Raw genomic sequence first — 21142 nt, forward strand, 5'->3', positions numbered from 1 at the left:
CTCACCCGCGCTGCATGACCGAGAGCGGACTCGTGGGCGTCGCTCCAGCCGCGGTCGCGGTATAGGCGCGGCCGAGATCGAGCGAGCCGGTTGAGAGGCGCGCGAGCACCTGGCCGTCATAGCTGCCGATCACATAGGCAAGCGGGATCAGCTTCTCGCCTTCGGCCTTCTGATCGCTGACCACAGCATAGCCCCAGGCCTTCAGCGAGGCCTCGAGCGCCCCGCCGAACGGCGAGCCATCGGCCTTCAGCAGGATCGTCCCGGTTCCCGGGCCGACGTGCTCGGCGAGGCGGCTGACCATGTCGCCGGCGATAGCGCTGGCCGCGGGACCTGAAATCTCCTGCGGCGCGGAGCTGGCCACGAGCCCCTCGGTTCCGAAGGTCTGGCAGCCGGCGAGCAGCGCGGCGGCCAGGGCGATGACAAGGAAGCGGGGGACGAGATATTGCGCGCTCATCGCCTACCCTCCCCTGCTGATGGTGATCTTGTCCTGGTGCCAACCGACGCCGGAGACGAGGACAGCGCGATCGACGTTGTAGTCGACCACCATCATGTTGCCCTTCATGCGGTAGTTGACGATGCGGTTCTGCCCGCCGGAGACGACGAAGAGGACCGGGGCGTCCTGTCCGGACATCGAGCGCGGAAACTGAATGTAGGTCTTCTGCCCGTCCGAATAGACGCGGGTCGGCCGCCAGCCGGCATTGCCGCTGACGCTGTACTGGAAGTTCAGCTGCTCGGCCGGCACGCCGGCGCCCGGGATCGTGCTGGCCTCGAGCCTGGCGTTGATGTCGGAAAGGCGGGTCGACACGTCTTCGGGATATTCGAAACCAATGCGCGCCATGTACTGGCTTTGATGCGACTTGAGCTGGATATGGTAGGTGCGCCGCGACGTCGTCACCACCATCGACGTGACCAGCCCCGGCTCGGCCGGCTTGACGATCAAATGGATCGCCTGCCCGCCCACGGCTCCGGACGTCGCCGGCTCGACCTTCCAGCGCACCGTGTCGCCGACGAGCACATCACGCACCACCTCGCCGGCCTGCAGCTCGATATCGCAGACCTGCAGCGGCGAGCACACGACCGAGGGCTGGATCTCGCCATAGAGGAAGATCACCTTTCCGTCCGCCCCTCTGGTGACCAGCCCACGCGAGCCCCGCCACCGTCCGGAGATGCTCGTGCCGCGGGCCTCGTTCGCGCTCATCCCCTGGGCGGCGGCCGGCGCGGCGACGAAACTCATCGCCATGATAGTCGACAGCGCGAGCAGCATGGCGGCAATGATCGTTCCTTCTCTTGTCATCGGAATGCGCGGGCCTTTCACAGCTGGGCGGTCCATTCGAAGTCCCGCAAATAGAGGCCGATCGGATTGAGGCGGATCACGCCCTCGTCCTGCGGCGGGGTCAGTGTCACGGTCGCGATGCCGCGGAAGCGGCGCACCGCGGTCTCCTTGCCCTTCCGGTCGCGCTCATATTCGGTCCAGTCGATCTGGTAGCTCTGGTTGGAGAGGGGCACGACGTTGTTGACCTCGATCGCCACTGTGGCGTTCTTCGCCTTCTCGAATGGGGAATTGCCGCGAAACCAGGCGTTGATCTTCTCGGTCGCCGGATCGGAGGTGCGCAGCAGCGCGTAGGTGCGATCGATGTATTGCTTCTGCACGACGGCGTCGGGCGTCACGCTGCGGAAGTTTGAGACGAAGGTGCCGAGCGTCGCGCGCACCACGCGCGGATCGGCATATTCGATCTGCTGGGGAAAGCCGGCCGTCACCGCGGTGCCGAGCCGGTCGACCTCGACGATGTAGGGAACGAGCTTCACCTGCGTGCTCTGATAGAGCGCGTAGCTGAAGCCGACCACGGCCATCAGCATGCCGGTGATGCCGACGAGACGCCACGCGGCTGCCGCTTTCACATAGGAGCCATAGCGCTCGTTCCATTCCTGGCGGGCGGCAATATAGGGATTGTCGGGCGGACTGGCGGCCATGCTGAAGCGCGTCTCCCCTCACTTCTCATCAATCGGCGGTGGCGGCGGTGGGGGCGCCGGCGATTTCTGCCGCGACTGATCGAGCTTGGCGTTCGCCAGTCCGAGCAGCGATCCGGCATAGGCGCCCGGCGATGCGATCGCTTTCTCCTTTGCTGCCGAACCAGCAGCCCAGCCGGCATTGCTGATTCCGGACGCCATGCCGCGCAGGGCCGCTCCCGCCATCGACGAGCCACCCGCCCGAGCGCTCCTCGCCGCCGACGCGCCAGACATCGCCGCGCTCGCGCCGAGGAAAGCGCCGCCTGCGGCGAAGGTCGCGGCCTGGCCGCCATGGCGGATCGCTTCCATGCCACCGGAGATCGAGGCGCCCTGCACGACGCCCTGGACGATCGGCGGCACGTACATGGCGATTATGAACACCACGACCGAAATGCCGGCGATGGCAAGCGTCGTGATGAACTGGTCGGATGTGGCCGTCGGCGCCTCGGCGAGGCCGAGCAGCACTTCCGAGCCGATACGCGCGATCATGACCAGCGCCATCAGCTTCATGCCGACCGAGAAGGCATAGACGAGATAACGGACAGCGAAGTCCTTGGTGAAGGACGAGCCGCCGAGCCCGAGCATGATCATGCCGGCAAGAAGACCGACATACATCTCGACCATCACGGCTACGAAGATCGCCGCCACCAGGCTGAAGGCGATGACCACGATCACCATCGCAAAGACGGCGGCAATCGCGAGCGCATTGTCCTCGAACAGGCCGAACTTCGCCTGCTCCGACATCTTGGAGGCGACACGGATGCCGGCGTCGAAGATGTTCGCCGGCGAAGCCGAGCCGCCATTGGCGCCGATCTGAAACAGGCTGTCGACGATCGCTTTGGCGAAGGCCGGTCCCCGGTCGAGGATGAAAGCGAACAAGCCGATGAACATGATCTTGCGGACGAGCTCTGCAAACCAGGCGTCGAGCGAGGCAGCCTGCAGGGCGAGCCACACCGCTGCGATGCCGACCTCGATGCCGGCGAGGATCCAGAACAAGGAGCGCGCGGCATTCATCACCGTCGTCTCCCAGCCCTTGGCGGCCGTTGAGACCTGGTTCTCCAGCGTGGTCAGCACGCTGCCCTGCTGGGCGAGCGCCGGCGCGCTGGCGAGCAGGATCAGGGCAATGACGATGAAGCCGGTTTCGAGCGCACGGGACGGACGGGTGACTACCATCGTGGTTTCATCTCCTGGCCGCCGCGCACCGGGCGATTGGGATCGCCACCGAGAAAATCCTCTGCACTCTGGCGCTGTGCCTGCGCGGCCGGCGGCGTCGTGTCGGACGCGGGCGTGACGACGAACCAGATCACCGTGAGGCCGACGAGCGCGAGGACGGCCGCCAGTGCGGCCATGACGACCGGCCGGCTCACCAGCGCGGCTCCATGGTTTCTCCGCCACGAATGTTGTTTACTGGTGCATTGAAGAACTGCTCGCGCCGGGCCTGCGAGAGATCCTTATCGGCCTGCTTCGACTGGAACCAGGTTCCCATCATCGTCGTCTGCTGGGATACGAGACCGCGCAGCTTCTGAAATTGCGCGACCTGTTGGGCGGCGATCTGGTGGCCGACCTGGAGCGCCTTCATCTGCCCGTCTGCCGATTGCGACATCGTGCGGAGCGAGCTCATCGTCGACTCCTCCGACGAGAACTGATCGGCGGTGAGGCCGGCGGCCTTCAGCGTGCCGGCGATCGTGTCGCGGGTCGTCGTCGACCAGTTCTGATAGGTCGAGGAGAAGCTCGCGCCGCTGGGCAGGTTGGTCTTGAAGTCGGCATAGCTCTGGAAGCGCTGCTTCAGCACGTCATCGGCATTGCTCATCGAGAAGGCGATGCCCTGCCCTTGCGCCGCGAGACTACGGAGGCGGTTGAGATCGTTCTCTACTTGGCCCCAGATCTGGTTCGGCAACTGCGCCGTGTTCTGCAGCATGTTCTCGTAGATGCGCAGCTGGTTCTGAATCTGCTGCGCCAGCTGCGTGATCTGTGTGACCTGGTTGTTGATCTGCTCGGCCGACTTGGTCACCAGCGTGACGAGCTCGCCGTTGTTCAGGAGCTGCGTCCATTCGGTCGCTCCGCCGGCCGCCGATCCGGCGGCGGCCGGCGAGACATGCGCGATCACGGCCACGAACGCCGCGCCGGCGACAAATCTAACCGTTGAGAAGCAGTGCTGCGGCATTGCCAATTCCTCTCTGTTGGAGCCAGCGTTCCGGCCAGCCGTCGCCATGCTCGGCCTTCAGCGCGGCAATCTGCTTGAGGTCTTCCTTGCCGGAGGCGCCGGCGAAGGAGAGCGCGACCGGGCCGAGCGCCATGTCGAACAGGCGCCGGCCTTCGGGCGAAGCGACGTAGTATTCCCGTTTCGGCAGCGCGGTCGCGACGATCTCGATCTGGCGTTCGTTGAAACCGATGCGCTCGTAAAACTCGCGTGTGCCGAGCTCGCGCGCCGCGCCGTTCGGCAGGCAGATCTTCGTCGGGCAGGACTCCTTCAGCACGTCGATGATGCCGGAGCGCTCGGCATCCGAGATCGACTGTGTCGCCAGGATCACCGCGCAGTTGGCTTTGCGCAGCACTTTCAGCCATTCGCGGATCTTGTCCCTGAAGGTCGGGTGGCCGAGCATCAGCCATGCCTCGTCGAGCACGATGAGGCTCGGCGCACCGGTCAGCCGCTTCTCGATCCGGCGGAATAGATAGAGGAGCACGGGCACGAGGCTGCGCTCCCCCATGTTCATCAGCTGCTCGATCTCGAAGGTCTGGAAGGAGCGCAGTGACAGCCCGTCGCTCTCCGCATCGAGCAGCTGACCCATCGGCCCGTCGACCGTGTAGTGATGCAGCGCTTCCTTGATCTCGCGCATTTGCACGCCCGATACGAAATCCGAGAGCGAGCGGCCATTGGCCGACGCCATCAGGCCGACCTGGCGGGAGATGGCATTGCGATGATCGGGCGTGATGGTCACGCCCTGCAAGGCCACCAGCGTCTCGATCCATTCCGACGCCCAGGCTCGGTCACCGTCGGTGCCGAGCTCGGACAGCGGGCAGAAGGCGAGCGTCGGAGAGCCGTCGCCGTCGCTCTCGCCGATCTCGTAGTGATCGGCGCCGGCCGCCAATGTGAGCGGCAACATGGAGCGGCCCTTGTCGAAGGCGAAGATCTGCGCCTGCGCGTAGCGCCGGAATTGCGCCGCGATCAGCGCCAGCAGCGTCGACTTGCCTGAGCCCGTCGGACCGAAGATCAAGGTATGGCCGACATCGTCGACATGGAGGTTGAGCCGGAACGGCGTCGAACCGCTCGCCACCAGCATCAGCGGAGGCGACCCCGGCGAATAGTACGGGCAAGGTGCCGTCGGGGCGCCAGACCACACCGAATTGAGCGGGATCAGGTCGGCGAGGTTGCGGGTGTTGATCAACGGCTCGCGGATGTTCGCGTACCAATTCCCCGGCAGGCTGCCGAGGAAGGCTTCCGTGGCGTTGATGGTCTCGATCCGCGCGCCGAAGCCCTCGGCCTGGATAAGGCGACGCACCGCCTCGGCCTTCTCACGCAGCCGGGTCTCGTTGTCGTCGAACAGCACGATCACCGGCGTGTAGTAGCCATAGGCGACGAGCTGCGACGAAGCCTGGGCGATGGCATCCTCGGTTTCCGCCACCATCGCCAACGCGTCCTGGTCGACGGAGCGCGACTGCGTCTGGAAGAGCTGGTCGAAGAACGGCCTGACCTTCTGCTGCCACTTCTTGCGGGTGCGCTCGAGCCGCGCGCGCGCCTCCTGGTCATCGAGGAAGATGAAGCGAGACGACCAGCGATAGGTCAGCGGCATCAGGTCGAGCGAATTCAGGATGCCCGGCCAGCTCTCGGCCGGAAGCCCGTCAATGCCGACAATCGCGAGGTAGTGGCTGTCGACCATCGGCGTGAGGCCGTGGCTGAACTCGGCCGTCGCCAGCCAGTCCAGGTACATCGGGATCTCGGGAAGGCGGACGGGGTGGTTCTCGCCGGTGATGCAGAAGCGAATGAACTGGAACAGCTCGTCATAGCGCGCGGTCTGGAAGCCGCCTCGCTCCTCGACCGTGCGCGTCACCATGCGACGGATCGACAGGACATTGCCGAGATATTGCTCGACCTCGCGGATCGAGGTCAGGAAGCTGTCGAGGACGGTGTCCGCATAACGCGCGGCGCGGCTCTCGCTGTCGGAATAAACATACCGGGCAAGTCCGGACCGCCGCCGCTCCGGCGGCCGCCAGGTGAGGATCAGCGCGTGGCGGCTCTCGAAATGTCCCCTGCCCTCCTGAAAATGCGCGCGCCGCTCGTCGTCGATCGCGCGCGTGACCGCATCGGGAAAGTGGCACTCCTCGCGGGCGGGATAGTCGGATGTGGCAACCCGCACCGCCTCGACCTGGATCATCCAGCCGGTGCCGAGCCGGGACAGGATCGCGTTGATCTGCCGGGACACCTCGTTGCGCTCCGCATCCGTGGAGCTCTCGGAGTCAGGCCCAGCAAAGTACCAGCCCGCCATGAGCGAACCGTCCTTGAGTAGGATGACGCCGTTCGCCACGATCGCGGCGTAGGGCACAAGATCCGAGAAGGACGGGCCGGAATGGCGGAAGGAGCGCAGCGCAACCATGGGCGGGGCCTCAGAAACGCCGCCAGGGCGTCGATGTGGGGCGGTAGTAGGGCCTGTAGCCGACATGGCGGGCATAGACGCGCCGCATCATCGGGTCCGCCTTCGCCATCATCCGCAGCGCCGCGACCACGACGATCCAGACCGCAATGCCGAACAGCGCGGAATAGGGCGTCAGAACGACGAAGATCAGGATGGCGGCCGCAAGGCCGGTCAGCAGCACCAGCTCGCGGTCGGCGCCGAGCAGCAGGTTCGGGCGCGACAGCGCCCGATGGATGCGCGAACGGTCGAGGGTCGATCCCGGTTCAGCCACGACCGCCCTCCCCTGCCCGCTCGATCAAGGATGAGGACGCAACGTCGCCGATCGAAGCGCCACTCGCGCCAAACAGCGCAACGATCTGGGTGGCTCCGAGAAGGATGCCGGCGACGAGCACGACATACATGAGGCGCCGTGCGAAATCGTTGAGCTCGCCGCCGAAGATGAGCATGCCACCGGCTACGGCGACGGCAGCCAAGGCGATGAAGCCGGCGACCGGCCCGGTGATCGACTGCTGGATCTGCTGCAGCGGGCCTTCCCATGGCAGGCTGCCGCCGCCCGAGGCGAAGGCAGGCTCGGCGAGCACCAGCGCGAGCGCCAGTGCCGCGAGCGCGAGCTTGCACAGACGTTCATGCGACATGGCGTTCCTCCTTCGGCGAATAGGACTCGGTGCGATAGTGGCCATTGACGAAGCTCTCGACGTGCAGGACATCACGGACGACGCGGCCCTTCGGCGTGCGTTCGATCGAGACGATGAGGTCGACGGCCTCGCCGATGACTTCGTGCATCGGCTGCTGGCTGGCCTCGGCGGTGAGCTGCTCGAGGCGCCGCAGCGCGGATTCCGCCGTGTTGGAATGGATTGTCGTCACACCGCCGGGGTGGCCGGTATTCCACGCCTTGAGCAATGTCAGCGCGGCCCCGTCGCGGACCTCGCCTACGACGATGCGGTCGGGACGCAACCGCATCGTGCTTTTCAGCAGCCGGCCCATATCGATCGAGTCGCTGGTGTGCAGGGCGACCACATTCTCCGCCGCGCACTGGATTTCAGCCGTGTCCTCCAGGATCAGAATCCGATCGTCCGGCGCCGACTCGACAACCTCGGCGATGACCGCGTTGGCGAGCGTGGTCTTTCCCGAGCCGGTGCCGCCGGAGATGACGATGTTCATCCTCGAGGTGATCGCGTTGCGGATCACACAGGCCTGATGCTCCGTCATGATCTTCGCGGCGACATAGTCGTCGAGCGGAATGAGCCGTGAGGCGCGCCGGCGGATGGTGAATGCCGGCGCCGCGACGACAGGCGGGAGAAGCCCCTCGAAGCGGTGGCCGCCGATCGGCAGCTCGCCCGATACGATCGGGCGATCCTCGTCAGCCTCGGAATGGAGCGCATGCGCCACGCTGCCGATGACGATCTCAGCAGTTGCCGCATTCATCTCCCCGGCCGGCGCGACGCCATGGCCGAGGCGCTCAATGAACAGGCGGCCATCGGGATTGAGCATGATCTCGACGACTGTCGCGTCATCGAGGGCAACGCAAAGCTGGTCGCCGAGCGCTTCCTGCAGCTTGCGGACCAGACGCGGATGGGAACGAAGCTGGGCCATGACAGTCCTCCTCGCTCAAGCCGCACGCAGCTGCGGGCAGAAGGTCGAGAAATAGGATGCGGGCCGGACGCGCTCGAAGCTGCGCCGGTCGGCGGGAAGGATGCCGGCGACCGCGGTCGTCTCGCCGATCCTCCGCGGCTCCCCCAGGCGCTTCATCGGCCAGCCGGCACGGTTGAGGATGCGTTCGACGCGAAGGTCGGTGCCGGTGACGATTTCGCGATAACCGCTCACCATCGCCCATTCGATGATCGCGGCGAACATGGTGAGCGTCGCGTCGTGGAGCGAGCCCCCCGCCCTGCCCTCGTCGAGCGCCGTGTCGACGCAGAAGCGGGAGCTCTCGACCATGACGGGGTTCGGCTTGTACAGGCCGGAGGCCGCAAGGTCCGGGAAGAGCACGTTCATCATGGTCGGCCCGGTCGCCGGCAGCAGCCGTGCGCAGCCGACGACCTGCGACGTCGATGAGAGCGCGACGATGTAGGTCGGCGAGAAGCCGTCGAACTGGTCGCTCTCGCGACCGTTCCGCACGTCGACCGCCCAGCCCAATCGCTCCTTGAAAACGCGGGCACGAAGTCGATGCATGGAATCGACAAGGTCAGCAAAGTCATCATGCGTTTCGGCAGGAATAGCCAGTGCCCGCATCAGTATTGCTCCGATTCGAGTGTGTTCGGAGACAGGGGGCACGTTTGCGCAGATCGCCGCGACTAGCGAAATTATGAGTGCGACTCGACGGAAGCTGCGCTGAGTCGCCCCGAGATTGAGGAAATCGAGGCCTAGAAACCTCCGAAATCGAACTCCCAGGGCTAATAGATTTACTAGTCGGCACTCGCCGTGCGCGAGTCGAATGCCCGGCTAAATAGCTGATTCAACGGGATAAACCGATGAAGGTGCAGCGTCTTGCGACGCCTCGCGTTAACGACCTGTTAACTCTATTCTCCTTGCCAAGGGGGGAGAATCGGACATACTGGCGCCAAATTGGCCGGAAGACCTCATTCTGGCGCTATTTTCCTCGCGAGGCCGGTTGGAATGGGTGCGCTTCCACCTTTCGAATTTGATGAGAAGATCCTTGGCCAAGGCGCCGAGATCTCGCGTAGGCTCGACCAGCTTCGTCTGGAGAACTTTCCGCCGGACGCGAAGAAGACGTTGCGACGCTTCCCGATGTCCGAGGTTGCGCACTACCTCGGGATCAGCCCTAACAATCTCAAGCGGCTTCATCTCGAGGGAAAGGGGCCGGAGCCGCTCATTGCTGCGGCGGGCCGCCGCTTCTACACGGCCGAGCAGATGATGGAGCTGCGGCACTATCTCGACAAGAACGGCCGCTCGGACGCCAAGAAGTATGTCCCCTTCCGGAAGCCGGGCGAGAAGCTGCAGGTTGTCGCTGTCGTCAATTTCAAGGGCGGGTCCGGCAAGACGACGACGGCTGCGCATTTGGCGCAGCATCTTGCGCTGACGGGGCATCGCGTTCTCGTGGTCGACCTCGATCCGCAGGCGTCGCTCTCCGCATTGCATGGCTTCCAGCCGGAGCTTGACGGCAATCCGTCGCTCTATGATGCGATCCGATATGACGATAAGCGCCGTCCGATCTCGGATGTGATTCTGCCGACGAATTTTCCACTGCTGGAAATCATTCCGGCCAATCTCGAGCTGCAGGAATTTGAGTTCGACACTCCCCTCTCGATGCAGACGTCTAACGAAGGCAAAAGGTTTTACAGCCGGCTTGGACGGTCGCTCGCAGAGGTCGATGAACGCTTCGACGTCGTGGTGATCGACTGCCCCCCTCAATTGGGTTTCCTCACTCTGACCGCACTGACAGCGTCGACCTCCGTGCTGGTCACGGTCCATCCTCAGATGCTCGACCTGATGTCGATGAGTCAGTTCCTTCTCATGCTGGGGAACTTCGTCAAATCCATCCGCGAAAAAGGCGCTCCGGTGAAGATCGACTGGCTCCGCTACTTGATCACTCGGTTCGAGCCAACCGACGTGCCTCAGACCCGAATGCTGGGCTTCATGCAAACCGTCCTGGCCGAGGAGCTGCTCAAGAATCCCATGCTGAAATCAACGGCGATTTCCGACGCCGGCTTGACCAAGCAGACGCTTTACGAGGTTGAGCGCAAGAGCTTCAGTCGCGACACCTACGACCGCGCGATCGAGGCCTTGGATGCTGTGAACTTCGAGGTCCAGGGGCTGATCCACCGGGCATGGGGGCGGATGTGATGTTGACCGCCGTCAAAACAGTCAAAAGGCGTCGTGTTTTCAACCGGATAGACGATATTGTGAGGCCGAGCGATGGCTCGTAAGAACCCCTTTGCCAATATCCTGAATGACAAGGAGCGGCCCGCTGAACGTTCCGTCGTGGAATATGCCGCAAGGGGCGCGTCGCGCTCAATTCTCGGCACGCTGGACGAAATGGCGGAGCGCGCCGACAAGCTTGCAACGGGCGAGACGATCGTAGAGCTCGAACCCGACGCGATCGACGCCTCATTCGTGCGCGATAGGCGAGCGCACAACGAGCAGGAGTTCAACGAGCTCCTCGAGGCGATCCGCGAAAACGGCCAGAACTCCCCTATCCTCGTCCGCCCCCATCCCAAGGCCAGCGGCCGCTATATGGCCGTGTTCGGTCATCGTCGCCTCCTGGTCGCGAAGACGCTGGGCCGAAAGGTTCGGGCCGTCGTCAAGGAGATGGTGGATAGCGAACACGTCGTGACCCTCGGCCAGGAGAATTCGGCTCGGTCGAACGCGCCTTTCATCGAGCGGGCGCTGTTTGCCGCCGACCTCGCCCGTCTCCGCTACGACGAGGACAATGCCATAATCCTCAAGGCGCTCTCGATCGACCGCACCACCTTGTCGAAAATGCTGTCGGTCGCGGCATTGCCGGCGAGCGTTCTTGAAGCGATCGGCGAGGCCAAGGGCGTCGGCCGCGATCGTTGGTACGAATTGAAGCTGTTGATGGACAAGCCATCCAACCAAGACGTCGCGTTTGAGGTGATCAAAGAGGAGGGCTTCGCTTCTCTCCCGAGCGATACGCGCTTCGATCGCCTTGTCCAACGGCTCAAGGCCGTTCGGTCGCGGAAGCGGCCGCAGGCCGGTCCCGAGAAGCGCATCTGGTCGCCGACCGGAGGCTCCGTGTCGGCTGATATCACCGCGGACGCGAAACGCTTCACTCTGGCGATAAAGGCCAAGAGTTCGGAAGCGCGAGCGTTCGGAGACTATTTGTCGGAGAACCTCGATCGCCTCTACGAGGCGTTCCGGCGGGATTCGACCCAACCGAGAGAGGAACCGTAACCGCAAAAGAAAAAGGCCCCCGAAACGAGTTCCGGAAGCCCTTCTCCTAGATTGAGCACCTAGAGAATCGCACTTCCGCGAATCGCAGTCAAGAGTCCTACGACAGGTCAAGACGTCGTTTTCGGCGAGCCGGCTTCTTTTGCCTAGCGATAGGTGAAGGAAAATGGAGACGTATGTCGCGACGACGCCCTTTGGGCGGCGAACAATGACACTTGGTCAAATTGCAAGCCAGGTGAAGGCACGCTCGGCGCCGAAAGACGCCGTCGTTCATAAATGGCAGACCTTTCAACATATCCGCGAGGCCCGCGACCTCATTGGAGCGACGGATCGCGCGCTTGCGATCCTGAATGCCCTGTTGTCGTTTCACCAGGAGACGGCGCTTACCGGCGATGCCGACATCGTCGTATGGCCGTCGAACGAGCAGCTGATGGCGCGCGCCAACGGCATGCCGCCCACGACCCTCCGCCGGCATCTGGGGGTGCTCGTCGAGTGCGGGCTGATCATTCGGCGGGATAGCCCGAACGGGAAGCGCTTCGCCCGGAAGGGGCGGGGTGGTCAGATCGAGCAGGCTTTCGGCTTCGATTTGTCGCCGATCGTCGCGCGCGCAGCCGAGTTCAAGGACCTGGCGGAAGCCGTGCAGGCCGAGAAGCGCGCCTTCCGTGTCGCCAAGGAACGGCTGACGCTCTTGCGCCGGGATATCGTCAAGATGATCGACACTGGCATCGAGGAAAGCGTGCCGGGCAATTGGGGCAGGGTGCAGCAGAGCTACCAGGCGGTAATGAACCGTTTACCACGTTCGGCGCCGCGGCAGATCATCGAGAGCATTTGCGACGAGCTCGAGGCGCTGTGGCGGGACATCCGCGACGTCCTGGAATCATTTGCAGATTCACAAAATACGGACGCCAATGAGTCCCATTTTGGTCGCCACATACAGAATTCAAATCCAGACTCCCTTTCTGAATCTGAAAATGGCTATCGAGATAAGAAAGAAGCGGGCGGCAGCGCGGAGGAAAACGACAAGCTGCGGAGCTTGCCGAGGCGTGACCTGCCATTGGGGATCGTGCTGGACGCCTGCTCGAACCTGCGTGAGCTCGCCCAGGGCGGTGAAATCCGCCACTGGCGCGATTTTCTGGCCGCCGCGGAGCTTGCCCGGCCGATGCTGGGGATCAGCCCGAGCGCCTGGCGGGAGGCGCGCGAGGTCCTTGGGGAGCAACAGGCCGGGATTACGCTGGCGGCGATGTATCAGCGCGCCGACCAGATCAACAGCGCCGGCGGCTACCTGCGCAGCCTGACGGAGCGGGCCCGGGCCGGCAAGTTTTCCACCTGGCCGATTGTCATGGCGTTGCTGCGCGCGAAGCTCGATGCCTCGAAACCGCCCGCGGCACGGCCGGAAGCCGCCGACGAGCCCAGCGGGCCGCGGCAACAGGGCGGTACCGGCGGCGTCCTGGCGAGCTCCGAGCTCCGGAGGCTTCTGGAAAAGCGGCCGAAGGATCCAGGCCGTGGGTGGGAATGACTCTGTCAGTGGAGACGACTCAGCTTTCTGGCGAATGCCGAAGGGGAGGGCGATTTGAGCGGAAGTTCAACATCAGTTGGCGCCGCGATCGCGGCGACCTTGGATCGCGCCGAGCAATTGCGCAGCCTCGGCGATCGCCCGGCTCGCGTTCGGATCATGACGATCTTTGGAGATGATCGATCGGGTCTGACCATTCACGCCAGCATCAGGTCCAACACACCCGCGGAGCTCCGCGCGCAGCGGGGGCTCGGAGTGAGATGCATTCCCTGGGACGAGCTGGACGCCCGCGCGGGCGAGATCGTCGACCTCGTCGACGTGGTTGTCGGTGAGGTGACGCTCGCGGTGAAGAACGCCCCTCCGGTCGAACGCCCAAGCAGGTCACAAAGCGACGTTGAGATCGACAAATTCGGCAGCCTGATCGATCAACTCGGCCGTACCCTTACGCACTCGGCTATGGCCGTTCTGAAGGACAATCAGAACCCGAGAATGCCAAGAGACGTGGGAAGCGAAGCCACCATGGTTGCGGCGCTCAAGCTCGCAGCATTGGCGGCCTTCACCGCGAATATTGGCGCGAATGACGCGCAGGACGAACTGCGTCTTGCGATCGGCGACGTGATGAGCAAGGCGAGTGCTTCGCCGGAACTCTCCGGACGGCCGCCGCTGAATTCCTGAGTGGGAAGGGCGGGTTCAGAGGCCTGCGGCCTTGGTGAGGTTCACCCGGAAGCGGTCACGCCGGCGTTGGTAGCGGCGGGTCATTTCCGCGCTGGCATGGCCGAGCTGCTTCTGGACGTAGCGCTCGTCGACCTCGGCCGAGGAAGCGAGGCCTGCGCGCAACGAGTGGCCGGCGAATTTCTGCTCCCGCTCGCCCTCCGTGAGGTCGCCTCTGACCCCGGCGGCGAGCGCGGTCCGCTTGACCAGGCGAGCCACCTGCTTGTCGGTCAGCCTGTCCGGGCCGACGTTCTTGCCCTGTCCGGTCACGCGCCGAAAGAGGGGGCCGTGACCGATCTTCGCTAGCTTCAGCCAGGTTTCGAGGGCCGCGACAGGGCAGGTCGCGTCCGACGAGCCGCGACCGATCTCGACCTCGCGCCAACCGTTCTTGCCGCGCAGCGTGACGATCATACCCTTCTTGAGGATCTCGATCCATCCGCCACCATCCTCGGTGTCGTCACGATGGAGGTCGAGACCGACGACCTCCGATCGGCGGAGGCCGCCGGCAAAGCCCAGCAGCAGCATGGCGCGGTCGCGCAGGCCCCGCAGCGTGGCGCGATCGAGCGTCTCGATCATGGCGATGACGTTCTCGGGCAGCACCGCCTCCTTTTGGCGCGGCGGGGCGGCATGCGTGTTGCGGATGCCGGCGAGGACGGTCGCGATATGCCGATCGGTGCGATCAAGCGCCGTGCCGCGCTGCGTATAGTTCCAGGCCAGGGCCGACAAGCGCCGTTCGATCGTCGAGACGGCATTCGGCTTGCGGTCGGCCGTCGCGGCCCCGGAGGCGCAGGCGGTGATGTAGAGGCCGACGACCTGAGGGGAGGGCGGGAACACCTCGAGCCCCTGGCGCCGGCACCACCCCGAGAAGTGCCGCCAATCGGAACCGTAGGCCTTGCGGGTGTTCGCCGAGCTCGCAGCATCGACATACTCGCGGGCGCGGTCGGCGAGCTTCTCGAGGTGAACCGGCAGCGCGGAGGACGACGCTGCGTCGGCAACAGTCGGGAGAGGGGAGGGGGAGTTCCGGTCGCCCCGGTTGTCTTCGCCGATCGGCCCTGCGGTCATCAATTTACCTCCGTGGGGCGCAACTGTTAGTGGTGGTTGGCCTTGACGATACAATCCGCTTTCGGGAGTCACCCAACATGGACACGCGCCGCTATGAATTGGTGTTCGACGCCGAATTCTCCCTCGTCTACCTCGTAGGCGAAGCGCCCGAAGCGGGCACGGTGCCGGCCGAGCTGACCCATGCCGAATGCCTGCGCATGCTCGGCTCTCGCGACGGTGCCGTGACGATCTTCACGGCGCGGGAATGGGACGTCACCGTCGCCGTCGAGATCTCCGAGCGCGCGCCACAGGAGGATTTTGACGGCTGGGAGCACGTTGTCGAAGCGGCGATCCGCGTCGGCGCAGACGGTCTGCGCCTCGGAAGCGACGGGGCCTCCGCGTTCAAGGAAGCGAAGCGCTTCCATCTTGAACCCGGCACCTATCGGGTCCGCGTCTCCTACGGCGGCTTGAGGGGGATGGAGGACGGGGACAGCGAGCTGGACGATGACCACTATCGGATCCAGCTCTGGCCCGGTCCGCAAAGCGAACCCGTGGTCTTGAAGCAGATGGACCCGGCGATCGCGGCATCGATGCCGTACCCGCAGATGTATGGGCACTTTATCGAACACAGCCTTTTCCCAAAGGAGTAGCCTCGCTCGCGGGACGTGGCGATGCCCGGCGGTTTCCTGCATCAGCTCGGGCTCTCCCAGGGGTTGACGACCGACGCGCCGGTATCCTCGAAATCCGCGACATTGCGGGTGACGAGGATGAGGTCGTGGACGATCGCCGTGGCGGCGATCAACCCGTCGATATCGCCGCGCGGGCGGATGGCGGCGATGCGGCCCCATTCGACCGAGATCTGATCGGTCACCGGCAGGATGCGGTCGGCGTGGTCGTGGCGGATCCTGCGCAGCCACTCGGCGAGGTGGCCGGCGGCCTTCGGATCGGATCTCTGCTTCAGCGCGATGCCGCGCATGATCTCGCCGAGCGTCAGGGTGCTGAGGTGCACGCTGCCGGGATCGACCGAGCGCAGCCAGGATGTCGCCTGTGGCGAGCCGCGCCGGGCCTCGGAGACCACATTGGTGTCGACGAGGTACATCAGAGCGCGACGCCGCGGCTCGGCGTCTTCGCCCGAGTGCTGGCGGCCTCGGCGAGTTCGTCGTCCCAGGCGGGGCCGGCGAGCAGGTCGTCGACCAGGCTCGGCCGGCCGGCGCGCAGCGCGTCGTAGTCGGCGGCCGAGAGCACGACGGCGGCGCGCTCGCCGCGCAGGGTGACGATCTGCGGTCCCTCGGAGCGTGCTCTTTGCACCACGCGGGAAAACTGGTTCTTGGCGTCCTGCAGCGGCCATTCCATCGGCATGCGCTCCTAGCTAGACTGTCTAGCTATATAGGGGGCGTGTCCGACGGGTCAAGCAGCCGGATTTCCAGCAAATGTCGGTTGACCGTTTTTTGTGCTGCACACATGCGGCCCTTTTCAATAGCTTAGACGATTCAGATTTGCGAGACTGATTCACTTTTCGTGAGACTACGCTACAATCCGATTCGGATATAGTGAGATCACGTTGGCGATCATCGCACCATGGCTATCGACCGCAACGAGGTTGGCGACCAGGAATGGGAAAGCGCTCTCGCCCGTGCCGAGGTGCTGCGACGCTTGCCGAACCGTCCAAGCCCGGGTGAGATTGCCGATGCGACGGCCGAATTGGACGTCAGCCGCTCGACGCTGTTCCGCTGGCTGAAAGCGTTCCGGGAAGATCAGCGGGTCGCCGTTCTGGTTGGCCGCAAGCCTGGTCGGCAGCGACGCGGGATCGATGCCTTTGAGCCCGCGTTGAAGGCGCTGGTCGATGAAGCGATCCGAACCTTCTATGCAACGCCGGAACGCCCCACGCTGACCCGGCTATGGAAGCACGTTTGTTCGGCGTGCCGCCACAATCACCTGACGCCGCCATCGATCAGACGCCTGAAGGGCTATATTGCGACCTTCGACGCGGAAGCTATGACACGGCGTCGTGAAGGCAAAGCGCGGGCCGATGCGCAGTTCCTGGCGCTCCCAGGCGAGTTTTCGGTGAAGCATCCGCTACAGGTCGTCCAGATCGATCATACGAAGGTCGACGTGACGGTTGTCGATCCGATCGAACGGCAGCCGATCGGCCGCCCCATCCTGACCATCGCCGTCGATGTCTGCACCCGGATGGTGCTGGGCTTCTACCTGTCCCTGGAGGCGCCGTCCGTGACATCGGTAGCGCTCTGCCTGACGCATGCGATCATCGACAAGACGCGCTGGTTGGCGGACCGCGGGATATCGCTGGAATGGCCGGCAAGCGGCCTGCCCGAATGCATTCACGTCGACAACGGCGCCGAATTCCACTCTCGCGCCTTCAAGCTCGGCTGCGATGATCACAATTTCGTCGTCTCCTACCGTCCGCCGGGAGCGCCACGATTTGGCGGGCATATCGAGCGCTTGATCGGCACAATGATGGGCGCCGTTCATCTGCTGCCCGGCACGCACTTTTCCAATGTGCTTGACCGTGGCGACTACGACTCCGAGGGGCGCGCCGTAATGACCATGCGCGAGCTCGAGGCCTGGCTGGCGCTGGAAATCATCGCCTATCATTCCGACCTGCACCGCGGCATTGGTCGGCCTCCGATCGCGGCTTGGAATGAGGCCATAGCCGCGCATCCGCCCCGGCATGTGCGCGATCCGCTGGCCTTCCTGATCGATTTCCTGCCGTTCGAGCCGCGCGTGTTGCGGCGGACCGGCATTCATCTCAACAACATCTGCTACTGGTCGGATGGCTTTGCGCGCTGGATTGGCAGGTGCGACGACAAGGTTCTCGTCAAATACGACCCGCGGGACCTGCATCAGGTCTTCGTCAAGCTTGGCGGGAACTATCTGATGGCGCCGACGCGCAATCCCGGGCGCCCGGCGATCACGCTATGGGAGCAGAAGGCGGCGCTGCGCGTACAGCGGGCTCGCGGCCGCCGCGAGATCGACGAGGAGACGATCTTCCAGACGATCGCCGCACAGCGCGCCCTGCTGGACCAGGCAACGCGGGAAACCACGCAAACCCGCAGGCTACGGGCTCGCCGCGCCCATCTGCAACCAAGGCCGGCGCTTCCGGCAAGCGCTCCTGCGGATGAACCGGTGATCGCCTTACCCCATTTCCCGGTGGAGGTTTGGGAATGACGGCCTATCCGCATTTAGATCCCGCCGTTCAGAGCCACGCCGATCTGCCCGACCGCGAGCGTATCGAACATATTCGGGTCGACCGCTGGATCGACTATCCGCGTGCACGTCAGGCGCTCGACAAGCTCGAGGAACTGCTTCTGTTTCCCAAGCGCGCCCGCATGCCCAATCTGCTGATCTTCGGCGCCTCCGGGATGGGCAAGACGATGATCATCGAGAAGTTCGTGCGCGCCAATCCGCCAAGCTTCGATGAGAGCAGCGGGATCCATCATCGGCCGGTTATTGTCGTGCAGATGGTCGCCTCCCCAGACGAGGGACGTTTCTATCATCGCTTGCTTTCTGTGATCGGCGCACCGCCGCCGACCCGCGCGACGCTCGGGCAACTCGAGACACAGGCGCTGCGGCTGCTCCAGGAGATCGCGCCGCGCATGCTGGTCATCGACGAGGTCCAGAATCTGATCGCCGGCACCTATCGCGAGCAGCGCCGGATGCTCAATCTGCTACGTTTCCTCGGCAATGAGCTGCGGATTCCCCTGATCTGCCTCGGTTCGCACGAGGCACGCGACGCAATTCGGGGCGATGCCCATCTCAACAGCCGCTTCGAACCCTACGGCTTGGCGCCGTGGCGGCCTGATGCCGACTTCCACGGGCTGATCGGCGGTCTTCTGTACTCGCTGCCATTGCGCTTGCCGTCGGAGCTGACGGACAGGGCCCTCAAACGTCTCGTTGAGGCTAATGGCGGAATCACCGACGCGATCTTCAAGATGGTCAGGGGTCTGGCGACAGACGCCATCCTCAACGGCACAGAACGGATCACGTCGGCCGCGATCCTTGATCACCGCGTTACCGCGCCGACGACCTTCGCGGCCTGACTCATGGCGGGGGAGGGGAGGGCGCCGCTGCCGGTCGTGCCGCCGCCCTTTCGGGACGAACGGCTGAGTTCCTGGCTGGAGCGGATCGCCGACGTCTATCTGGTTTCGCTCGATGATCTGCGAGCCCATGTTGGATGGTCCCGGCCTGCGCTGCAGCTCGAGATCGATCCCGTGCAGACCGATATGGAACGCATCGCTGCCGCGACGAATTCTTCGGTTGAACGCCTGTTCGGCATGACCTTCCATGACGCACCGTCGCGCTATCGCAGCCTGCTTCGGCCTGACGCGCGTGAGATATGCCCGGTTTGCTCGCGCGGCATGCAGCGACCGCCAAGATTGCGAACGTGGTCTTTCGCCTTCAGCTTCTATTGCGATCGGCACCGTCAGCCACTGCAAAGCCCGGATACAAGGGGCGCCAGCGTGTTGAGCGATGTCGGATCAGCTTCCCGCGGCGCCGCGATCCTGTCCAACTGGGCCAAAGGCGGCGAAACCGCCGTCGTGCCCGTCGACGCCGCGATCTCCCTGTTGCTCGCGCCGCATCGCAAGCCGTCGCCGCCGGCGCCATGGGAACTGGCCAGGTTGGCGCGCTCCGACCAGCAGGCCCATGCGATGGAGCTTTCGCGACCATGTCCCCGGCCGGTGCTCGGCATTCTCGTGCCCGAATTCAACAGCGCTGTCCCGGTCTACAACCAGCTTCTGCCGCGTGCTCTGCCAGGCTTGCGCGATGCGCCCTTCGCGGAGCGTTACGCCATCGCAATCGGCCTTGCTCGGCTTTTGAAGAATCCGGCCACCGCAGTCGCCCACATCCTGGAGACCACCGATGAGTTCGGCCGAAAGAAAGTGTTGGCGCTGATTGACCGTTGGCCGGCCGGGATCCGTAACGCTGTCACTCGCGGCGACCGCCGCATCACGACGAGAGGGGAGGGCAGGGGGGCGGCGACAAGGGTTCGTCTCAGCCGTCAGCGGGTTCGTGCACCTTCAGGCCGAGACGCCTGGCGCGATCGAGCAGATGCTTGACGGACGAGGCCGCCCACTGCCAACCGCCCCGTGGGGTCCGTTCGCGCATCGCCTCGAGCTGCGCGGCGATCGCCCGCAGGCTGAGATCGGGATCGGCGATGGCGATGCCGGCCACGAGTGTCATCAATCGGTCCTCAGGCTGCCGCCGCGGCGCGCGCTGGACAAGCTCAGGCTCTGCCAGGCCTTCGCGCACCAGGCGATAGACCGAGCGGCGAAGACGTTCCACCGTCCAGCTCTGCCCCTTGTGGCTCAGGACCCGCACGACGTCGTCCCAGTTGTGCTGGGGGCGCAGCCGCCGCACGATCGGCAGCCAGCTTTGAGCCGAGGCGATGAGGTCACCGACATAGGCGCTGTCCCGGGCCGCAGCGACGGCGCGGATGCTTTCCGGCCGCCGCTCGCGCAGACCCGGATTTCCTGGCAGACGGCCGCGCGCCCTGGCGGCGGCGATGCCCGCCTTCGTACGCTCGGCGATGAGCGCGCGTTCCAACTGGGCGACCGCGCCAAGCACCTGGAGGGAAAACATGCCTTGCGGCGTCGAGGTGTCGATCGGGTCGCGTAGCGAGCGAAAATGCGCGCCGCGCTTTTCGAGCGTCTCGATCACCTCGAGAAGATGGCTGACCGATCGGGCCAGCCGATCGAGCCTGACGACGACCAGCACGTCGCCGGCGCGGATCTCGCGCATCAGCTTCGCCAGCACCGGCCGCGAGCGCGACGCGCCAGAACCCTGTTCGTGGTGGATGACGGCGCACCCGGCTTGCCTGAGCTCGTCGGCCTGTGCATCGGTAACCTGGTCCTCCGTCGAGACCCGCGCGTAGCCAATGAGGCGGCGCGGTCGCGGGGGAGGGGAGGGCTTTGCCATGGCGGCCTTTCGAGGGGTGTTTCACGGCCGTTTGTACAGTATCGACAGCTGTGATCAACCAGCCAGTTGCAGGCGTGTTTTATCGAGCCTCATAAACGGCCACAGAGCGGTTTTGGAGGCTCTGGACGGCGCCGAGGAGCGGAAGAGGCCGCAAGACGCTTCCTGGGCCGTTTATGGCCGAAAGGGCGCAAATTGGGCTGTTGGACGCGGGCAGAGGGCCAAAGGGTCCCCTCAAGCGCTCCGGATGCTGAGAATTGCTGGCGTTCTGATCGCCGGTGGAGCGGAATTCGTGAGACTATCTGCATCCGAGTCGGAAATCGTGAGACTACGTGACAAACTCGGGCGGCGCGCGGTCAACGTCAATATGCGCGTCAAATCAACGGCTTAATAGGAGGCCGGTTCGCCGCCATGCACGTAGTCTCACGAAAACCGATTC

General features: G+C 64.5%; 23 protein-coding genes. 8 read left to right on the plus strand and 15 right to left on the minus strand.

Going from position 1 to position 21142, the window contains the following annotated elements; genetic code table 11:
- Position 1: 1 nt before the first annotated feature.
- Genes trbH through traI form a run of 11 tightly spaced genes read right to left on the minus strand, consistent with a single transcriptional unit; the run spans position 2 to position 8870 of the window.
- Positions 2–454, minus strand: coding sequence for a conjugal transfer protein TrbH (gene trbH / locus J2S75_RS20100; protein ID WP_307022594.1), 453 nt, complete (start codon positions 452–454; stop codon positions 2–4).
- 3 nt (positions 455–457) lie between these two features.
- The gene (gene trbG, locus J2S75_RS20105) at positions 458–1294 is read right to left on the minus strand and encodes a P-type conjugative transfer protein TrbG (protein ID WP_307022686.1); all 837 of its coding nucleotides are present in this window, start codon (positions 1292–1294) and stop codon (positions 458–460) included.
- Positions 1295–1311: 17 nt separating this feature from the next.
- Entirely contained in the window at positions 1312–1971 is a 660-nt protein-coding gene (locus tag J2S75_RS20110; protein WP_126280980.1) for a conjugal transfer protein TrbF, read from the minus strand.
- Positions 1972–1989: 18 nt separating this feature from the next.
- On the minus strand, positions 1990–3180 hold the full coding sequence (trbL, locus tag J2S75_RS20115) for a P-type conjugative transfer protein TrbL (RefSeq protein WP_307022599.1): 1191 nt from the start codon (positions 3178–3180) through the stop codon (positions 1990–1992).
- Positions 3174–3374 carry an entry exclusion protein TrbK gene (gene trbK / locus J2S75_RS20120; RefSeq protein WP_307022600.1) on the minus strand — a complete coding sequence of 67 codons (201 nt, stop codon included), beginning with the start codon at positions 3372–3374 and terminating at the stop codon, positions 3174–3176. Before trbK ends, trbL begins: the two co-directional genes overlap by 7 nt.
- Complete coding sequence (trbJ, locus tag J2S75_RS20125) at positions 3371–4171, minus strand: P-type conjugative transfer protein TrbJ (RefSeq protein WP_307022602.1); 801 nt, start codon at positions 4169–4171, stop codon at positions 3371–3373. Before trbJ ends, trbK begins: the two co-directional genes overlap by 4 nt.
- On the minus strand, positions 4143–6599 hold the full coding sequence (locus J2S75_RS20130; RefSeq protein WP_307022604.1) for a conjugal transfer protein TrbE: 2457 nt from the start codon (positions 6597–6599) through the stop codon (positions 4143–4145). Before J2S75_RS20130 ends, trbJ begins: the two co-directional genes overlap by 29 nt.
- A 10-nt stretch (positions 6600–6609) precedes the next feature.
- A complete protein-coding gene (locus tag J2S75_RS20135) occupies positions 6610–6909 on the minus strand; it encodes a conjugal transfer protein TrbD (protein WP_029349440.1) in 300 nt (99 codons plus the stop codon).
- On the minus strand, positions 6902–7273 hold the full coding sequence (locus J2S75_RS20140) for a TrbC/VirB2 family protein (protein WP_307022607.1): 372 nt from the start codon (positions 7271–7273) through the stop codon (positions 6902–6904). The genes J2S75_RS20135 and J2S75_RS20140 overlap by 8 nt, the downstream gene beginning before the upstream one ends.
- Positions 7263–8231 carry a P-type conjugative transfer ATPase TrbB gene (trbB, locus tag J2S75_RS20145; RefSeq protein WP_307022609.1) on the minus strand — a complete coding sequence of 323 codons (969 nt, stop codon included), beginning with the start codon at positions 8229–8231 and terminating at the stop codon, positions 7263–7265. The genes J2S75_RS20140 and trbB overlap by 11 nt, the downstream gene beginning before the upstream one ends.
- Before the next feature lie 15 nt (positions 8232–8246).
- The gene (gene traI / locus J2S75_RS20150; RefSeq protein ID WP_307022611.1) at positions 8247–8870 is read right to left on the minus strand and encodes an acyl-homoserine-lactone synthase; all 624 of its coding nucleotides are present in this window, start codon (positions 8868–8870) and stop codon (positions 8247–8249) included.
- 384 nt (positions 8871–9254) lie between these two features.
- On the opposite strand from traI, the gene repA reads away from it, so the two are divergent.
- The 4 genes from repA to J2S75_RS20170 all read left to right on the plus strand — a co-directional run bounded on the left by repA (position 9255) and on the right by J2S75_RS20170 (position 13695).
- Positions 9255–10442, plus strand: a complete 1188-nt coding sequence (gene repA / locus J2S75_RS20155; protein WP_307022613.1) for a plasmid partitioning protein RepA — start codon at positions 9255–9257, stop codon at positions 10440–10442.
- 72 nt (positions 10443–10514) lie between these two features.
- Complete coding sequence (gene repB, locus J2S75_RS20160; RefSeq protein ID WP_307022615.1) at positions 10515–11510, plus strand: plasmid partitioning protein RepB; 996 nt, start codon at positions 10515–10517, stop codon at positions 11508–11510.
- Positions 11511–11673: 163 nt separating this feature from the next.
- Complete coding sequence (repC, locus tag J2S75_RS20165; protein WP_307022617.1) at positions 11674–13023, plus strand: plasmid replication protein RepC; 1350 nt, start codon at positions 11674–11676, stop codon at positions 13021–13023.
- Positions 13024–13077: 54 nt separating this feature from the next.
- The gene (locus J2S75_RS20170; protein ID WP_307022619.1) at positions 13078–13695 is read left to right on the plus strand and encodes a hypothetical protein; all 618 of its coding nucleotides are present in this window, start codon (positions 13078–13080) and stop codon (positions 13693–13695) included.
- 15 nt (positions 13696–13710) lie between these two features.
- Here the strand turns inward: J2S75_RS20170 and J2S75_RS20175 are convergent, their stop codons facing one another.
- Positions 13711–14793: a tyrosine-type recombinase/integrase gene (locus J2S75_RS20175; RefSeq protein WP_307022621.1), complete on the minus strand. Its 1083-nt coding sequence runs from the start codon at positions 14791–14793 to the stop codon at positions 13711–13713.
- Positions 14794–14870: 77 nt separating this feature from the next.
- On the opposite strand from J2S75_RS20175, the gene J2S75_RS20180 reads away from it, so the two are divergent.
- Complete coding sequence (locus tag J2S75_RS20180; RefSeq protein WP_307022623.1) at positions 14871–15422, plus strand: hypothetical protein; 552 nt, start codon at positions 14871–14873, stop codon at positions 15420–15422.
- 41 nt (positions 15423–15463) lie between these two features.
- Here the strand turns inward: J2S75_RS20180 and J2S75_RS20185 are convergent, their stop codons facing one another.
- Complete coding sequence (locus tag J2S75_RS20185; RefSeq protein ID WP_307022625.1) at positions 15464–15871, minus strand: type II toxin-antitoxin system VapC family toxin; 408 nt, start codon at positions 15869–15871, stop codon at positions 15464–15466.
- The gene (locus J2S75_RS20190) at positions 15871–16125 is read right to left on the minus strand and encodes a type II toxin-antitoxin system Phd/YefM family antitoxin (protein WP_307022627.1); all 255 of its coding nucleotides are present in this window, start codon (positions 16123–16125) and stop codon (positions 15871–15873) included. The genes J2S75_RS20185 and J2S75_RS20190 overlap by 1 nt, the downstream gene beginning before the upstream one ends.
- Before the next feature lie 225 nt (positions 16126–16350).
- Between J2S75_RS20190 and J2S75_RS20195 the strand changes: the two genes are divergently transcribed.
- Genes J2S75_RS20195 through J2S75_RS20205 form a run of 3 tightly spaced genes read left to right on the plus strand, consistent with a single transcriptional unit; the run spans position 16351 to position 19847 of the window.
- Positions 16351–17958 carry a TnsB C-terminal domain-containing protein gene (locus tag J2S75_RS20195; RefSeq protein ID WP_307022629.1) on the plus strand — a complete coding sequence of 536 codons (1608 nt, stop codon included), beginning with the start codon at positions 16351–16353 and terminating at the stop codon, positions 17956–17958.
- Positions 17955–18830 carry a TniB family NTP-binding protein gene (locus tag J2S75_RS20200; protein ID WP_307022631.1) on the plus strand — a complete coding sequence of 292 codons (876 nt, stop codon included), beginning with the start codon at positions 17955–17957 and terminating at the stop codon, positions 18828–18830. Before J2S75_RS20195 ends, J2S75_RS20200 begins: the two co-directional genes overlap by 4 nt.
- A 3-nt stretch (positions 18831–18833) precedes the next feature.
- Positions 18834–19847 (plus strand): TniQ family protein, encoded by a 1014-nt coding sequence (locus J2S75_RS20205; RefSeq protein WP_307022633.1) that lies wholly within the window; start codon positions 18834–18836, stop codon positions 19845–19847.
- Here the strand turns inward: J2S75_RS20205 and J2S75_RS20210 are convergent.
- The gene (locus tag J2S75_RS20210) at positions 19783–20706 is read right to left on the minus strand and encodes a recombinase family protein (RefSeq protein WP_307022635.1); all 924 of its coding nucleotides are present in this window, start codon (positions 20704–20706) and stop codon (positions 19783–19785) included. The genes J2S75_RS20205 and J2S75_RS20210 overlap by 65 nt on opposite strands.
- Positions 20707–21142: the final 436 nt, after the last annotated feature.

This window comes from Ancylobacter polymorphus, assembly GCF_030813495.1.
GTDB classification, from domain to species: domain Bacteria; phylum Pseudomonadota; class Alphaproteobacteria; order Rhizobiales; family Xanthobacteraceae; genus Ancylobacter; species Ancylobacter polymorphus.

What these genes read in the sequence shown, in the direction of transcription:
- J2S75_RS20190 (WP_307022627.1), bottom strand. Translation starts at nt 16,125, where the DNA reads ATGGAATGGCCGCTGCAGGACGCCAAGAACCAGTTTTCCCGCGTGGTG.
- trbB (WP_307022609.1), bottom strand. Translation starts at nt 8,231, where the DNA reads ATGGCCCAGCTTCGTTCCCATCCGCGTCTGGTCCGCAAGCTGCAGGAA.
- J2S75_RS20200 (WP_307022631.1), top strand. Translation starts at nt 17,955, where the DNA reads ATGACGGCCTATCCGCATTTAGATCCCGCCGTTCAGAGCCACGCCGAT.
- repB (WP_307022615.1), top strand. Translation starts at nt 10,515, where the DNA reads ATGGCTCGTAAGAACCCCTTTGCCAATATCCTGAATGACAAGGAGCGG.
- J2S75_RS20175 (WP_307022621.1), bottom strand. Translation starts at nt 14,793, where the DNA reads ATGACCGCAGGGCCGATCGGCGAAGACAACCGGGGCGACCGGAACTCC.
- traI (WP_307022611.1), bottom strand. Translation starts at nt 8,870, where the DNA reads ATGCGGGCACTGGCTATTCCTGCCGAAACGCATGATGACTTTGCTGAC.
- J2S75_RS20180 (WP_307022623.1), top strand. Translation starts at nt 14,871, where the DNA reads ATGGACACGCGCCGCTATGAATTGGTGTTCGACGCCGAATTCTCCCTC.
- J2S75_RS20210 (WP_307022635.1), bottom strand. Translation starts at nt 20,706, where the DNA reads ATGGCAAAGCCCTCCCCTCCCCCGCGACCGCGCCGCCTCATTGGCTAC.
- J2S75_RS20130 (WP_307022604.1), bottom strand. Translation starts at nt 6,599, where the DNA reads ATGGTTGCGCTGCGCTCCTTCCGCCATTCCGGCCCGTCCTTCTCGGAT.
- trbJ (WP_307022602.1), bottom strand. Translation starts at nt 4,171, where the DNA reads ATGCCGCAGCACTGCTTCTCAACGGTTAGATTTGTCGCCGGCGCGGCG.
- J2S75_RS20185 (WP_307022625.1), bottom strand. Translation starts at nt 15,871, where the DNA reads ATGTACCTCGTCGACACCAATGTGGTCTCCGAGGCCCGGCGCGGCTCG.
- repA (WP_307022613.1), top strand. Translation starts at nt 9,255, where the DNA reads ATGGGTGCGCTTCCACCTTTCGAATTTGATGAGAAGATCCTTGGCCAA.
- J2S75_RS20140 (WP_307022607.1), bottom strand. Translation starts at nt 7,273, where the DNA reads ATGTCGCATGAACGTCTGTGCAAGCTCGCGCTCGCGGCACTGGCGCTC.
- J2S75_RS20205 (WP_307022633.1), top strand. Translation starts at nt 18,834, where the DNA reads ATGGCGGGGGAGGGGAGGGCGCCGCTGCCGGTCGTGCCGCCGCCCTTT.
- repC (WP_307022617.1), top strand. Translation starts at nt 11,674, where the DNA reads ATGGAGACGTATGTCGCGACGACGCCCTTTGGGCGGCGAACAATGACA.
- trbH (WP_307022594.1), bottom strand. Translation starts at nt 454, where the DNA reads ATGAGCGCGCAATATCTCGTCCCCCGCTTCCTTGTCATCGCCCTGGCC.
- J2S75_RS20195 (WP_307022629.1), top strand. Translation starts at nt 16,351, where the DNA reads ATGGCTATCGACCGCAACGAGGTTGGCGACCAGGAATGGGAAAGCGCT.
- J2S75_RS20110 (WP_126280980.1), bottom strand. Translation starts at nt 1,971, where the DNA reads ATGGCCGCCAGTCCGCCCGACAATCCCTATATTGCCGCCCGCCAGGAA.
- trbG (WP_307022686.1), bottom strand. Translation starts at nt 1,294, where the DNA reads ATGACAAGAGAAGGAACGATCATTGCCGCCATGCTGCTCGCGCTGTCG.
- trbL (WP_307022599.1), bottom strand. Translation starts at nt 3,180, where the DNA reads ATGGTAGTCACCCGTCCGTCCCGTGCGCTCGAAACCGGCTTCATCGTC.